Consider the following 13,977-nt stretch of genomic DNA (forward strand, 5'->3'; position numbering starts at 1 on the left):
GGGAAACAGCACCTAGGGCTGGTGAGGTGATCGGGTCAGAAACGCCCGCGTTCGCGGTTGAGTTCGTGGTAGCCGCGAAAGTCGAAGAAGCGCAGGCCGTCGATCACTGCTCCAGACAGGATTTCCGGCAGGGCCCATGGGTGGGGGGGTGTAGTCGTCCGTTGCCACGCCTCCATGCTCAAGCAGCAGAGCGATCATCTGCTGAACTTCTGCGGTGCCGTCGATCCGCCCAGAGATGTCGATCTGCACCGCCCAAGTGGGGTGATGTCCGATGGCCGCATCGAGGATGGCCACATCCGCGGGATCCCAGTCGGAAAAGAGGTGGCCGGTCTGCTCATCATCGATGTCGATGTAGAGGTTGCCGTCCAGAGTCCACGGATTGCGCTGCTCGGGCAGGTGCTGGTCGAGCGAGGCGACGGTCTCAGCTCGCTCACCTGTGGGAAACACGAAGACGGTTCGCATGGGTTGGAGCGTAGGCAGTTCAGCTTCGTGGCGACCATGCATTTCAGGGACGGTGCGGGTCCATCGACGTTGTGGTGGTGCGGTTGGCGATGCCTGCCGGTTGACGTCGAAGACGGTGTCCAGGCCGGTCGTCGGACAGCACGAGGCAGCGCGCCGGCGTCGAAGGAGCTGCCGTCCGGCAGCGGGACGAGGCCGTGGGCGTCGACGACCATGCGCTCGGCGAACTCGGAGACGCCCAGGTACTGGCGGATCGGCTCGATATTCAGACGCAGGCGGCGTTGTCGGCGCTGCTTGGGCGAGGGGCCGGTGCAGTAGACCATCGCACCGCTGAGGCATGCGGCGCACCGGCCGCACCGAGGCGCTCATGGCGGTCCCACCCTGACCAGTCAAACCCGGACCTCGGTCTGCAGACCGCCGAATGATGTCGAGCCTCGGTCTGTGTATGAGCACGATGCGGACGATGATGGCGTCGACGGAGTTGTGTTGGCGGAGTGCACTTGTTCCGTAGCTGCGGTATTCCAGTGTCAAGGCGCCACGGAAGCCGCTTGCCATCGCCTGTCCTCCGGGGAAGCAGCTGTGCCTGAGCGCGGTAGTTGGCCGCGCATTGCGGTGGCCGGGTAAACCCCCTTCGGGTACGTCTGGAGTCCGTCGCTAGGCTCCGGGCCCATGACCAGTGATTTGGAGTTCACCTGCGCGTGCTGCGGGGCCCACCACCCTGAGCTGCCGATGAACTACACGGCCGAGGCCCCCGCCGTGTGGGATCCAGCCTTCGCCGACGCCGACGACTGCTTGCTCTCTACGCACCAGTGCGTGGTCCGCGGGCAGCACTACTTCGTCAAGGGCCTGATCGAGATACCGGTCATTGGCAGTGACGAGGTGTTCTCCTGGGGCGTCTGGGTCTCGCTCAGCCGAGAGAGCTTCTCCCGGGCCTCAGATCTGTGGGACAGGCCCGGCCGCGAGGCCGAGAAGCCGTACTTCGGCTGGCTCACCACCGATCTTCCGGTGTACCCGACGACGACACTCAACCTGAAGACGCGCGTCCATACCCGCCCGGTCGGCGAGCGCCCCTTCATCGAGCTGGAGCCCACCGACCACCCCCTCGCCATCGAGCAGCACACAGGAATCAGCCTGGAGCGCGTGCGGGAGATTGCGTCGGCCGTGCTCCACGCCGGAGACGGCGAGCAGCGGTAATGGCTGACCAGCCCGTATCGCCCGTCCCGGTCGCGCCTGCCGGCCTGAGCCGCAGGGCCCAGCGGTTCATCGAGACGGAGGGCATCCGCGTTCGCCGGCAGGACATCCGGCGACACCGCGACGCGTGGATCGAGCACGGGATCCCCGCTGCGGAGATCGAACGGGCAACTGCCTTCCAGGACCGCTGGGGCGGCCTCGCCCTGCCGCCGGCCCCGTTCTACGAGGGCGGTCCGCGCGTTCTGGACGCCGACTGCCCCGAGGAGATGCCCGCAGAAGGCTGGTCGTTCCCGGCAGGAGACTGCCGGGTGTCCATGGCCTACAGTTTCGCGATCGGCCCCGACGGTGCGTTCGGTATCGACGCCTACCGTTGGACGCCCCTGCATGCCAGCACTGACGGATGGGTGGAATCCCTGGCGCTCGCCGCTCATGTCCGCCGCTGGGCCACAACCGTCACAAGGGTCACGCGCAAGGCCGCCGACGCATTGGATCTCGGCGAATTCGAGCCGGTGCCCGAAGTACAGGGTGTGACCGACTCTTGGTGGCGGGGCAAGGACTCCCTCATCGCCGTGTACCGGGGTGAGGCCGTAGGCCTTGACGCCCCGCAATGCCTCGAAGCGCACATCTACGGAGGTCTCGACGAGTGGGGCCTCCACGGCGGCTGACCCACGGGCCTTGGATCTGAGCACTTACTTCGACACAAGTGCCAACTGCCGTACTCACTCACGGGTGTAGCTCTTCTGCAGGGACGGGCTGATCCGGGAGAACGACCATGGCATGATGCGGCCCATGGCAGGAAGAGACCGCGAGGCCGGGCGTCGTGCCGTTGACGGGCTGGTAGTACGCACCGGACGCAAAGATGATCTTCCTGAGCTGGTGCGGATCTACAACCACTACGTCACCCACTCGATCATCACTTTCGATACCCAACCGGTCACGGTAGAGAGCCGCTTGCAGTGGTTCGAGAGATTCTCCGACACGGGCCCGCACCAGCTGTTTGTGGCCACTACCGGCGATCGGGTACTCGGGTGCGCCTCAAGTAGTCCCTACCGGACGCATCCGGCCTTCGAGCAAACGGTTGAACTGGGCGTCTACGTGGATCCCGATGCGCGGGCCGCTGGGATTGGTTCGGCGCTGTACCGCACCCTCATCGAAACGCTGCGCTCGCAGCCGGTCCATGTCGCGCTTGCTGGGATCGCACTTCCCAATGATGCTTCGGTGGCTCTGCACCGTAAGTTCGGCTTCACCGACGTGGGCACCTTTGAGGAGTACGCCACGAAGAACGGCGGTTACATCAGCTCGGTCTGGATGCAACTGCGCCTGCCCCCTTCGGGCTGACCCTGGAGGGGTACTCCAGATCGTGCGGCGGTGCGGCTTTTGACCTCAGGGCCGGTCGCACCAGGAGACCGCAGCGATCCGCCAGCCATCCGGGGTGAGTACGAACTGCATCGTCTTCGTCCCGCCGCCCTCGAAGGGCACGCCGTCGAGGATCCCGGATTTCCGGTACTCGCTGAACCGCGATGCGATGGCCCCGACGGTCTCGGTACGCTCCGCAGTCTCCCACTCGTTGAAGTTCACCAGTCGGCCCTCGGCCAGCAGTTGTTGGCGTGGCTCGATGAATTCCTCCACGGTGTACACCGTGAACTCCGGCCCTGCCTTGATGAGGACGCCCCCAGGCACGACCAGTCGGCGGACCCGATCCACATCTGCGGCCTTGCCGCCCCTGTTGTCGAACGCACTGAAGAACTCGGCGGCGACGCTGTCGATCTCGACCTTGGACATACTGGGACCGTAGCACCGGCACCGGTTCGTCCTTGCGCGATGTGTGCGGCTCTCCCGAGTGACGGTCGCGTTCAGGTGGTCAGGTCGTATTCGGCCTGGTCGGGGACGTATAGAGGCCTCCGTGTTCGCGGGCGAGATGGTGGGTCCAGTACTCGGGGAAGTCGCCGTTGTCGTTCAAAGACGAGGCCGCAGCAGGTCCATGGTCGGGTCTGCGTGCGGGGTGTTGCGCAGACCAGTGCGGGGCTCCTACCGATGCCGGGAGCTCCGGCCGACTCGTTGGTCCGGATCGTGGACGGGGCGCCATACGCGCGCCGCGGGGCCGCCCCGGAGCAGCTCGACCAGCGGCGCCGCGAGGACGGTGACGTCGTGAAGCCGGACGGCGCCAGGTCGCGGGCGGCCGCGTGCAGGGCCCTGATGCGGGTGTCGATCTCGGCCGGGCCGGTGCCGTCCAGGACGAACAGCACCCGGGGGAAGAGCGGGTAGTGCTGTCGCCATTCCTCCTGCGGCGGCTCCTGGACCGCCAGTCGGCGCCGTGCGACGGGTGCGTACGCGTGCAGGCGGGCATACGCGCCGATCTTCGCGGCGAGGCGTTCGGGGCCCATGGTGGCCCGGTCGACTTCCACGAACGCCCGCAGCATCGACCAGTCGGAGTCGCTGGCGCGCCGGTAGTACAGCAGCGCGTCGGGGATGACGGCCTCGCCGTTCACGAGGGGGTGGTAGACCTCGGGGAGCCAGTCCAGCGGTCGGCACAGGTCGCTGCGGTGGCGGGCGTCCTGGAGGAAGGCGAGCGCGGTCTCGGTCACCGTCAGCCCATGGCCGACCCGCAGCCGCACGGCGGTCGGATCGGCCACCGTCTTCGGCGGCCGCCGCCCCCGCAGCTCCGGCCACTCACCGGCGACCTGCACGCCGTGCTGGGTGGGAAGCCAGACCCGGGTCCGCCCGGCCCGCGGCAGGGTGACCCGGTCGACCAGGCCCTCACTGCGTAGCTTGGCCAGCCGGCGCCGGGTCTGCTCGATGCGCACCCCCGGCGCGATTACCAGGTGCATCTGTTCAGTGGTCGCCATCCGGTACTGCGCGAGCACTGCCAGGCGCCAGCCGGTCCCGCCACCCGCGTCCACATCGGTCATCACAGCCGCTCCCCGCTCGTACGGTGCGGCGCCGTCTGGTCCGGCGCCGTGCGTACGACGAAGCGCAGCAGCCGGCCCCGACCAGAGGACGGACCATGAAGGCCCGACCACGGTCACGGTGCGACAACACCGCCCCCGACCGGGCCGACAACTCCGCCGACATCCCCTCCGAGAGCCGCCCGTCCGCTCTCGGGCCCGGTCTGCATACACGCAGGTCACCACGCCATTCCGGCCGTGGTCGCCAGCCGGGGCGCCGCCAGTGGGCCTGGATGGAGGTCTTCTCATCCGCGCTTATGACGTACTCGTCCGCACCGAGCGGCCTGCCGTTGAAGGTGCGGGCGTAGAGGTGCAGCACGCGCTCGGCCTTGGGGCGGAAGTCAGGGTCGGTGATGAAGATCCAGGAGCGGTGCTGCCAGGGCTTGAGGGTGTCCTGGGCGAGCCAGCGACGCACGGTGGAGGCCGACACGAACGTGGTGACGTCTCGCGCCATGGCCTCGCGGGCCAGCTCCGGGCACGACCAATGTGACAGTGGCGCGTCGGCCTCGAAGGGAAGCCGACAGGCCAGGGCCTTGACCTGAGCGACCTGCAAGGCGGTGAAGCGGGGCGGACGACCGGAGCGCTTGCGGTCGGCTAGCCCAGTGAGTCCCAGCGCAGCGAATCGGTTTCGCCAGGTCCGCACGGTGTCCAGGTGTAATCCGGTCTCACGGGCGATGCGCGCGTTGGAGCGCCCACGCGCCGCGTGGCAGGACCACTTGAGCCCGCATACGCAACCGGTGCTCGGTCTTTTGACCGTAGGCCATCCTCTTCAGCCGCTTGCGCTCGGCGGGGGTCGGGGCTATCGCACGGGCTCGGGCAACAGACAAGACAGGCAGGCCAATCTGTAGAAGTGGTTTTTTACCGCCCGCATTCTGGGAAGGCCTGCTTGTCGCATCGCCGGAACCCCGCCGGTTCTTCCGTCAATGGTTGGCCCCGAGGATGACCAGGGCGCGCTGTGGCTGGTGCGCGCGTCGGCGTGTCCTCCCGGTCATAGCCCCGCCCGGGAGGACACGCTGCCTCTGCTCGCCGCCGCTTGCCCGGGACCGCCGAACTTGGAGTACGGGCTGTCAGTCGGTGCGGAAGCCGGCCATAACCGAGGCCGGGTAGCGGCTGCCTGCGGAGCCCTGGGGGAGGACCTCCCGGATACGGGCCAGGTCGGCCTCGGTGAGTTCTACGTCGGTGGCGCCGACGTTCTCCTCCAGACGTGTAGCGCTGCGTGTGCCCGGGATCGGGACGACGTCCTCGCCCTGGGCGAGCAGCCATGCCAGGGCGAGCTGGGCGGGGGTGATGCCCTTGGTGGCGGCGAGCTTTCGGAGCTGCTCGGCGGCGTTCAGGTTGTAGGCGTAGTTCTCGCCCTGCCAGCGCTCGTCCCAGCGGCGCATGTCGTCCTCGGGGTACTCGTCGGCGGGCTTGACCACACCGGAGAGGAAGCCGCGGCCGAGCGGCGAGTACGGCACCAGGCCGATCCCCAACTCCCGCAGGACCGGCAGGATCTCGTCCTCTACCTCGCGTTCGAAGATCGAGTACTCGTACTGAAGGGCTGTGACCGGGGTGACGGCGTGGGCGCGGCGGATGTACTGCGGGCCGACGTTACTCAGGCCGAAGTACTGCACTTTGCCTTCGGTGATCAGGCCACCGACAGTGCCGGCGACCTCCTCGGCCGGTACGTCGGGGTCGGAGATGTGTTGGTAGAAGAGGTCGATGCGGTCGGTCTGGAGGTAGCGCAGGCTGTTCTCGGCGACCTCGCGGATGTTCTCCGGGCGGCTGTTGACGCCGCTCCCCAGCGTCTTGCTGGCCATGTCGAAGCCGAACTTGGTGGCCAGGACGACCTCGTCGCGGAAGTCGTTGACTGCGTTGCCGAGCAGCGTCTCGTTGCTGCCGGTGCCTTGGCCGTACAGCTCGGCGGTGTCGAAGAAGTCGACTCCGAGTTCGTGGGCGCGGTGAATGGTGGAGATGCCGTCCTCGTCGTTCGAGGGGCCGTAGGCCAGGGACATCCCCATCACGCCCAGTCCGAGCGCGGAGACGCGCAGTCCCTGCTGTCCCAGGGTGCGGTGCTGCATGAGATCGCTCCTCGTGTCATGTCGGCAGCCCATAGCCGACCAAACCAAACTGTTCGGTATGACCCTACGCCTGTCCGAGTGCCGTGCAAAACCGAACGGTTCGGTCGCCTATCCTGGGCTCATGCCTCGTTCCACCAGCCCTGGCCGGACCCCGGACGCCGCCACCTCGAGCGAGTCCACCGACTCCACGCGCCAGCGGATCGTCGCCGCAGCCAAGGAGGAGTTCGCCCGGCACGGGATCGCTGGCGCCCGCGTGGACCGCATCGCCAAGCAGGCCAGGACGAGCAAGGAACGTGTCTACGCATACTTCCGCAGCAAGGAAGCCCTTTACGCGCACGTCGCCGAACGCGAGACGACCGCACTCGTCGAGGCGACTCAGCTGGATCCGGCCGACCTGCCCGGTTATGCCGGCATCCTCTTCGACCACTTCGCGGCTCGTCCGGACCACTACCGTCTGATCACGTGGGGCCGCCTGGAACTGGCCGAGTCCGCAGACAACACCACCAGCCCCCTCCAGGCCACGATCGTCGGCAAGCTCGACAAACTCCGCGACGCTCAGCGCATCGGGCTGCTCGACCCGGCCTGGGACCCGGTCGACGTCCTCGCCCTGATCAACCAGATCGCCATGACCTGGGCAGGTCAGCCCGAAATCGCCGCCGCTGCCGCAGACCAGGCCGTGGATCCCTCTATCACCGCGCGCCGCGCCGCACTGGTGACCGCCGTCGAGCGCATGTTCCCTCGCCCGGACTGAGGCCAACGCCCCGTTTGGTTTGACGCACACCTCCGGGTGCGTCCGTTGAAAATGACCTGGTGGACGCGCGGTCCGCTGGCGGGGGAGTGATGACGTCGGGCCCGCGGCCAGCCAGACGGTCGGTGATGGCGGTGGCCATCCGGATGGCGGTAGCAGCCCTCGTCAACGGCTGTGCCAGCCAGGAGTTCGGCGACACTCGACAGACGCGCCGCCCCGAGGTCAACCCCCGAAGGACTTCCAGAGCCGACCACTAAGTCGAGGATGTGGAGTTGGACGTCGGGCTGGCAGTGAGTGCAGGCGTGCAGCCCTGCGGTGAGCAGGCTGCGGGCTTCGTTGCGGTCGACGGGGCGCAGGCGGGTGCCTTTCATGTAGCAGTCGCCGGTGTGGATCTGGACGGGCGGGCGTCCCGCGCCGATGCCGAGCTGAACGACCCAATCCGCCGGCCGCGGTCGAGTGCGCCGGCCGTGTTCCTGTTCGGCCTGCCGCTTCCGAACGGCTGCGATCTTTGCGTCGATGCGCTGCAGCCACATGGCGTGCCACACCCTCAGAGCCTGGAGGCGTTCCAGGTCGGGCGGCAGCTCATCGAACATTTTTTTGATTCTATGCTCATGATTGTGACGGAGCACCGTTGTTTGCGACTGGCCTCGCAGGAGGGCCTGGTCGGGGGCTCGGTGGTGCGCGATAGTTTGCGAGTCTGGCAAGCCGAAGTTTGCGAGCCCGCGCTCGTGTTGGTCACCCGCCGTGATTGCGGAGCGGCCTGGTCGGGCGGTCGGCAAGGTGGCCCCGCAACAAGAGGCGGATCTGGGTCGAGCAACGTTGGACCGAGATCGCCTCCAAGACGCCGCCCCAGCGTGGGTGATTCCGGCTTGGGGCGTTCCCCAGCAGTTCGGTGAGTTGCTTTCCGAGGTGACCGGCCGGCAGGCGCACGGAGTGTCTGGCCATGGTCAGCAGGGCGGCCGTGGCTGGCGCGGACTGGCGAGCGATCCTCCAGTACGCGTCGAGCCGAGGCGGGCCCTTGAGCTGGGGTTCTCGGCTCTTGACGAGCTCTTGTTGCGTGTCTTGGTGCTTGCTGAAGGCGTCGAACAGATCGGTGGGCGCGGCCACTTCGGTGTGGTGCGGCCATGCTGCTGAGATGACGGTGGCCACGAGATTCAGATCGGCAAAGAACGTCTGATTGTCAGCCGGGGCGGTGCCTTTCAGCAGGTCGAGCAGTTCTTGCTGAACGGTGGCGATGTCCGGGGTCAGCGGAGGCAGGTCCTGACCGGCATGACCGGCGGGTCGATCGAGGCGGGCTCCGCAGGGCTGCTTCGCTGCGAAGGTGACGATCCGGCGGCATTGCGCCGGGTGGAGGCTGGCGAGTCCGTGACGAACTCGCCTACTGGAACATCTCGCTGCACCGCTGGGTCGTGGAGGGAGGCAGGTACACCTTCCACGCCGGCGCGTCGAGCCGAGACCTGCGGCTGTCGAAGGAGACAGAGGTCGAGGCCGACACCGTCCGGCGTCCATTCACCGAGAACTCCACCATCGGGGAACTGCTCGCCCATCCGGTGGCGGCGCGAGTTCTGGCCGCGGCCGTGCACCGGGGTGCGGGACCGGCGCAGAGCACCGCTTCCAAGGAACTGGGCATCGACGCGAAGAAGTCGGGCCTGCGCATCCCGGTGGGCCGGGTCCGCTCGCTCAGTGGCGGGGCATCGCTTCCGAAGACCGAACTGACGCGGCTGCTGGAGGCCGTCAACGCGGAGTGGGGCAACTGAGCGCTCTGCTGAAAGCAGCAGCGATGGGCCGGCGGATGTCCGCCGGCCCATCGCAGATGGCCGCTCCCACTCGGCGCAGCCGCACATCGACACGGCCCGGCACCCCGTTCGAGCGTTGCCGATCCGCACCGGACTTCACCGAACCGGCCCAGGACGCACGCCTGCCCGGGCCAGGTTCCACCCCGCGTCCTTGCAACTGAGGGAACACCATGAACCGCCCCTCCGACACCCCTTTCGAGGCGCGGCTCGACGCAGCCGTCAGCCGACTCTCCTTGGAGGCCAAAGTCCATCTCCTCACCGGGGAGTCCCTGTGGACCACCCACCCCGAACCTGCCGAAGGACTGCGCCGCATCCACGGTGTCAGACGGCCCGGCCGGGGTGCGCGGGACGTCCTTCGACGCGGCCGGCACGTCCGCGAGCCTGCCTTCGCCCACTGCGCTCGCCGCTTCCTTCGACGAGGACCTGATCCGGCGGCTCGGTGTGCTGCTCGCCTCCGAGGCCCGTGGCAAAGTCGAGGCCGGCTTCTTCACGGTGCAGGCGGCCCGCCACGCGGACGCATCAGTCCTGACGGTGGGCGTCCAGCCCAACTGATCTGCCTACATCCCCAACCCCGCACATCCCATGATGGAAGGAACCGACACAGCTTGACTTCCTCCCCCTCGTGAATGAGGGGGATTGGATCAGGTCGGAGGTGGCCGCCGACTGCGGAGAGGTCGCCGGGACGACGGTGACGACACCGACCGTCTGTCCCTCCTTCATGGGAGCCGCAGTGGCACTGGCGACGCCGTCGACCTGTTCGAGAGCGACTCCTGCGCCCAGGGCGAGCAACAGGCCCACCCAGGCCAGGACGACGGCGAGCCGGTGCCGGTGGCACCAGCGGGCAAGAGGAGACATCGACGAGCCTTTCCAGGAATTGCAGTGAGTGTGGGCCGCCGATCACGGTCCACACTCACGCTCGCATTTCTCCGGTCTCTCGTCGTTGGCCGTACGCAGACACTTGCGTCTACTGCGATCGCGGCAGATGGGGCACTCCGAAGCAGATGGTCGGCGGCGAGGAACGCCGTCGACGTCCGAAATGCCGGGGGCCGGCACGTCGGCTTCAACAGTCCGCAAGGCCGGTTTGGCAGCATTACCCAGGGTCCACCGCTGGTTGGAGCCGCCGTTACAGTTCCCCAGGACCACCTGCGTGCACCGAGCCGCGAGCCAAGCGGCAGCGAACCGCCGTCCGCCGGCGGCCGGGCCCGTCGTACGACAAGGCGGAGGCCCGGAAGGTCGCCGAGGCAGTGATGCGCGGTAGCTCTACCAGGGCTTCCATCATGGCGGTGTTCCGAGAGCGCTCCCGGATTTTTGGTCGGGAGCGCGTCCCTGCGCGGTCTCACGTGACCGCCGAAGCCTCCTTGAGCGCGGCGATCTGCTCCCAGTCCAGACCCAGTTCGAGCAGGATCTCCTCCGTCTGTGCGGCGAACTCCGGGGCCGGGCGCAGTGCGGGGGCCGCGACGTCGAACTGCACGGGATTCGAGGCGAGTTGGAGCTCGCCTGCCTGTACGAGGTACTCGTTCGCCCGTACTTGTGCGTCGTCGCCGACCTGGAGTGAGTCCTGGACCGGTGCCCAGGGCCCGGTCAAGGTGGCGAACCGTTCGGACCACTCGGCCAGGGTGCGCGTCGCGATGACCTCTCGCAGGAGTGCCACAGCCTCGGTCGTGTGCTCGGCGATGGTCTGGGACGTGGCGAAGCGCGGATCGTCGGCCAGCTCGGGACGGTCGATATGGCGGCACATCTCAGCCCAGTACTTCGCGGGCTGCAGCATCACCAGGGACAGGTAGCGGTCGTCGGCCGTGCGGTACAGGCCAGTCAGCGGGTTGACCGGTGAGCTGTGCACGCCCGGCGGTGCCATCTCCCATGCCTGCTTCAGGTGCAGGGACAGAGCGATGCCGTGGCCCATCGCCCACACCCCGCTGCCGAGCAACGACACGTCCACGACCGAGGGTTCGCCCGTCCGCTCACGCTTGAGCAGCGCTGCCGCGATGCCGCCGGCCAGGTTCGTGCCCGAGATGGTGTCCCCGTACGCGGGCACCGGCGCGGAGACGATGCCCTCCATGCCGGCCGGGGTGATGCTCGCTGCCGTGGACGCACGGGCCCAGAAGGCCGTCATGTCGTAGCCGCCGCGCTCGGCCTCCGGGCCGCGCGGGCCCAGTGCGCTGCCTCGCGCGTACACGATGCCCGGGTTGATCGCGCGTACGTCGGCCACCTCGATGCCGAGCTTGCGGCGGGCGGCGGGCAGCAGACTCGTGAGGAACACGTCGGCGCGTGCGATGAGCTGGCGCAGCACATCCATGCCCTCAGGGCGCGCGATGTCGAGACCGATGCTGCGCTTGCCGCGGTTGGCGTGTTCGATGTTCGGGTTCGGGTCGCCCTCGACGCGCATCGCGCCGGTCTGGCGCAGTCCGCGCTGCGGGTCGCCGGTCACCGCGTGCTCGACCTTGACGACATCGGCGCCCCAGTCGGAGAGCACCGCCCCCGCGGACGGAACGAAGCCGTACATGGCGACTTCGACGACTCGGATCCCTTCGAGGGGTCCTGTGGCGCTCATGCGTCCACCCCCGCTACCACGGGCGCGCCGAACGCCTTGGTCTCCAGGAACTCCTCCATGCCCGCCACTCCGCTCTCGCGGCCGATGCCGGACTGCCGGTAGCCGCCGAAGGGCACGTCCGGGTGGAAGTAGTTGCCGCCGTTGATGCTGAACGTGCCGCTGCGGATGCGGCGCGCCACCCGCACCGCCCGCTCCTGATCGCGGCTGTGCACGGCGCCCGACAGGCCGTACACCGAGTTGTTCGCGATCCGTACGGCGTCGTCGTCGCCCTGGGTGTCGTCGTACGGGATGACGGCGAGCACCGGTCCGAACACCTCCTCCTGCGCGATCTCGCTGTCCGGGTCGACCCGGGCGAGCAGCGTCGGCGCGTAGAAGAAGCCGGGGTCGACGCGTTCGCCGCCGGTGATGAGCTTCGCGCCGTCGGCGACGGCCCGCTGCACCATGCCGTCCACCTTGTCGCGCTGTTTGGCGCTGATCAGCGGGCCCAGATACGTCTTCGGATGCGACGGATCGCCGGGGCGGATACGGGCGAAGTGGCCCGCGACCAGTTCGACGATCTCGTCGTGGCGGGAGCGCGGAACAAGGAGACGGGAGGTCAGCGCGCAGCCCTGGCCCGCGTTCACGCAGATCATGTACGCGGCGAACTGGGCGCTCACCGCAACGTCGGCGTCGTCCAGGACCACCATCGCGGACTTGCCACCGAGCTCGAGGAAGACCTTCTTCACCGTCTCACTTGCCGCGGCCATGATGCGGCGGCCGGTCACGGTGGATCCGGTGAAGCTGACCGCGTCGACGTCCGCGTGCGTGGTGAGCACCTCACCGACGTCCGCGCGGGACGAGGACAGGACGTTGACCACGCCGGGCGGGATGTCAGTGTGCTCGGCGATCAACTCGCCGAGCGCCAGGGTGATCAGCGGGGTGTCGGGCGCGGCCTTGAGGACGATCGTGCAGCCGGCCGCGAGGGCGGGGGCGAGCTTGGCGAGGGCCAGCTGGTTGGGGTAGTTGTACGGCAGGATCGCCGCCACCACGCCCACCGCCTCCTTCTCCAGCCAGCGGTGGTGGCGCTGACCGTGCTTCTCGACCTCGCCCAGGTCCTCGGTGAAGGAGTAGGTGCGCAACAGGTCCGCGTAGTAGCGCACGATGCCGATGGGATCCTCGAGTTGAGCGCCATGGGTAAGCATGCGCGTGGCACCGGCCTCGGCGATGGTCAGCTCGCGCAGCTCCTCCACCTGGTCGAGCAGAGCCTGGTGCAGCTGGTCGAGGCAGCGGATGCGCAGGTCCCGGTCCGTGGCCCAGTCGGTGGTGGGGAACGCGCGGTGTGCGGCGGATATCGCGGCCTCGGCGTCGGCGGGTGTGGCGTCGGGCGCATGGCCGAGTACGGCGCCGGTGGCCGGGTTGAGGCTCTCGAAGTGCTCCTTGGTGTCGACGAGTCGTCCGTCGATCAACAGGCGTCGCCGTGCGCGGCCCGGCTCGCCTGGATCGTTTCCGTGGACAGGCATCCCGCCTCCTGCGTCGTGTACTCGATGAAAATGCAATTCTCCAAATGGGAAATCTAATACCCGCATGGAAGGAACTCCAGAGTCCCGACGTGAATCGGGGTCCCGCTCAGGAGTGGCCCCCACGCTCCCGCCGGGCCTCGCGCCGGGCCGCCTCCAGTGAAGGGGCGGTGGCGGCGAGGCGTACGAGAACCTTGGCGGCAAGTCCGTGGACGGAGCCTTCGGCGATCCGCGCGGCCGGCGTGAACCCCGTCGACTCCACGGCGTCGGGCGATACGACGCGGTTGACGAGGCCGAGTTCGAAGGCGCGCTGCGCGTCGACCGGGTCTCCGGTCAGCAGCAGGTTTCCAGTGCGGCACCCATCGGTATCCGTGCGCCACGACGGGCCCCGCCTTGTACGGGAATCACAGACCGCGGCCCGAGAAGATGCCCGTCGCGGTTCCGACTACCGGCAACGGTGTACGGCCCGCGAGCAGTCGGAGATACGCGGCCGTCCGGGCGTCGTCGTGGTCGGCCTCGGTCACCAGGTTGCCGGGGTCCGACTCCGTGCAGTCGGCGAGCAGCAGGGCACGCACTTAAGGATCGGCCTCGGCGGACTCGAGCGCCGCGCCGATCGCCCGATGGGGCACGGGTGTCGCCCGGCCGGACAGGCGGAGGGTGAGGACCGAGCCGGAGTGTTGACACCTCAACTCAGCGGAGACCAAAGAGGGTTCGTGCATGACGTACTGCCT

Annotated in this window: 16 protein-coding genes and 1 pseudogene; 6 read left to right on the forward strand and 11 right to left on the reverse strand. The window is 68.2% G+C overall.

The features are described from left to right. Positions 1-12: 12 nt before the first annotated feature. Positions 13-462: a hypothetical protein gene (locus OG252_RS50650; RefSeq protein WP_329344929.1), complete on the reverse strand. Its 450-nt coding sequence runs from the start codon at positions 460-462 to the stop codon at positions 13-15. Positions 463-1,188: 726 nt separating this feature from the next. Here OG252_RS50650 and OG252_RS50655 point away from each other — a divergent pair. The 3 genes from OG252_RS50655 to OG252_RS50665 all read left to right on the forward strand — a co-directional run bounded on the left by OG252_RS50655 (position 1,189) and on the right by OG252_RS50665 (position 2,988). Continuing rightward, on the forward strand, positions 1,189-1,653 hold the full coding sequence (locus tag OG252_RS50655) for a DUF2199 domain-containing protein (RefSeq protein ID WP_329345432.1): 465 nt from the start codon (positions 1,189-1,191) through the stop codon (positions 1,651-1,653). Further along, entirely contained in the window at positions 1,653-2,315 is a 663-nt protein-coding gene (locus OG252_RS50660) for a hypothetical protein (RefSeq protein WP_329344930.1), read from the forward strand. The genes OG252_RS50655 and OG252_RS50660 overlap by 1 nt, the downstream gene beginning before the upstream one ends. Positions 2,316-2,439: 124 nt before the next feature. Next, positions 2,440-2,988, forward strand: coding sequence for a GNAT family N-acetyltransferase (locus OG252_RS50665; protein WP_329344931.1), 549 nt, complete (start codon positions 2,440-2,442; stop codon positions 2,986-2,988). Between the two features lie 45 nt (positions 2,989-3,033). On the opposite strand, the gene OG252_RS50670 is transcribed toward OG252_RS50665, so the two are convergent. The 4 genes and pseudogenes from OG252_RS50670 to OG252_RS50685 form a co-directional block, all read right to left on the reverse strand. After that, positions 3,034-3,432, reverse strand: coding sequence for a DUF4440 domain-containing protein (locus OG252_RS50670; RefSeq protein ID WP_329344932.1), 399 nt, complete (start codon positions 3,430-3,432; stop codon positions 3,034-3,036). 71 nt (positions 3,433-3,503) lie between these two features. Next, positions 3,504-4,559: a replication-relaxation family protein gene (locus OG252_RS50675; protein ID WP_329344933.1), complete on the reverse strand. Its 1,056-nt coding sequence runs from the start codon at positions 4,557-4,559 to the stop codon at positions 3,504-3,506. Then, positions 4,483-5,289, reverse strand: a pseudogene (locus OG252_RS50680) (helix-turn-helix domain-containing protein); the annotation flags it as partial. The pseudogene OG252_RS50680 and the gene OG252_RS50675, both read right to left, overlap by 77 nt. A 373-nt stretch (positions 5,290-5,662) precedes the next feature. Next, on the reverse strand, positions 5,663-6,655 hold the full coding sequence (locus tag OG252_RS50685) for an aldo/keto reductase (protein ID WP_329344934.1): 993 nt from the start codon (positions 6,653-6,655) through the stop codon (positions 5,663-5,665). A gap of 121 nt (positions 6,656-6,776) precedes the next feature. Between OG252_RS50685 and OG252_RS50690 the strand changes: the two genes are divergently transcribed. Further along, positions 6,777-7,406 carry a TetR family transcriptional regulator gene (locus tag OG252_RS50690; protein WP_329344935.1) on the forward strand — a complete coding sequence of 210 codons (630 nt, stop codon included), beginning with the start codon at positions 6,777-6,779 and terminating at the stop codon, positions 7,404-7,406. On the opposite strand, the gene OG252_RS50695 is transcribed toward OG252_RS50690, so the two are convergent. Continuing rightward, positions 7,295-7,996, reverse strand: a complete 702-nt coding sequence (locus OG252_RS50695; protein WP_329344936.1) for a DUF6233 domain-containing protein — start codon at positions 7,994-7,996, stop codon at positions 7,295-7,297. The two genes, OG252_RS50690 and OG252_RS50695, sit on opposite strands and share 112 nt — an antisense overlap. A 142-nt stretch (positions 7,997-8,138) precedes the next feature. Continuing rightward, positions 8,139-8,552, reverse strand: coding sequence for a hypothetical protein (locus OG252_RS50700; protein ID WP_329344937.1), 414 nt, complete (start codon positions 8,550-8,552; stop codon positions 8,139-8,141). Positions 8,553-8,812: 260 nt separating this feature from the next. Between OG252_RS50700 and OG252_RS50705 the strand changes: the two genes are divergently transcribed. Both OG252_RS50705 and OG252_RS50710 read left to right on the forward strand, forming a co-directional pair. After that, complete coding sequence (locus OG252_RS50705; RefSeq protein ID WP_329344938.1) at positions 8,813-9,160, forward strand: hypothetical protein; 348 nt, start codon at positions 8,813-8,815, stop codon at positions 9,158-9,160. A 357-nt stretch (positions 9,161-9,517) separates the two neighbouring features. Beyond that, positions 9,518-9,751 (forward strand): hypothetical protein, encoded by a 234-nt coding sequence (locus tag OG252_RS50710; RefSeq protein ID WP_329344939.1) that lies wholly within the window; start codon positions 9,518-9,520, stop codon positions 9,749-9,751. Positions 9,752-10,535: 784 nt separating this feature from the next. Here the strand turns inward: OG252_RS50710 and OG252_RS50715 are convergent. From OG252_RS50715 to OG252_RS50730, 4 genes are all read right to left on the reverse strand, one after another. Further along, positions 10,536-11,750, reverse strand: coding sequence for a CaiB/BaiF CoA transferase family protein (locus OG252_RS50715; protein WP_266447612.1), 1,215 nt, complete (start codon positions 11,748-11,750; stop codon positions 10,536-10,538). Then, positions 11,747-13,249 (reverse strand): aldehyde dehydrogenase family protein, encoded by a 1,503-nt coding sequence (locus OG252_RS50720; RefSeq protein ID WP_329344940.1) that lies wholly within the window; start codon positions 13,247-13,249, stop codon positions 11,747-11,749. The genes OG252_RS50715 and OG252_RS50720 overlap by 4 nt, the downstream gene beginning before the upstream one ends. A 106-nt stretch (positions 13,250-13,355) precedes the next feature. Continuing rightward, positions 13,356-13,508, reverse strand: coding sequence for a hypothetical protein (locus OG252_RS50725; protein ID WP_266447617.1), 153 nt, complete (start codon positions 13,506-13,508; stop codon positions 13,356-13,358). 142 nt (positions 13,509-13,650) lie between these two features. Next, positions 13,651-13,821, reverse strand: coding sequence for a hypothetical protein (locus OG252_RS50730; RefSeq protein WP_266447619.1), 171 nt, complete (start codon positions 13,819-13,821; stop codon positions 13,651-13,653). Positions 13,822-13,977 lie beyond the last annotated feature (156 nt).

Origin of the sequence: Streptomyces sp. NBC_01352, from assembly GCF_036237295.1 — a bacterium.
Classification (GTDB): domain Bacteria; phylum Actinomycetota; class Actinomycetes; order Streptomycetales; family Streptomycetaceae; genus Streptomyces; species Streptomyces plumbiresistens.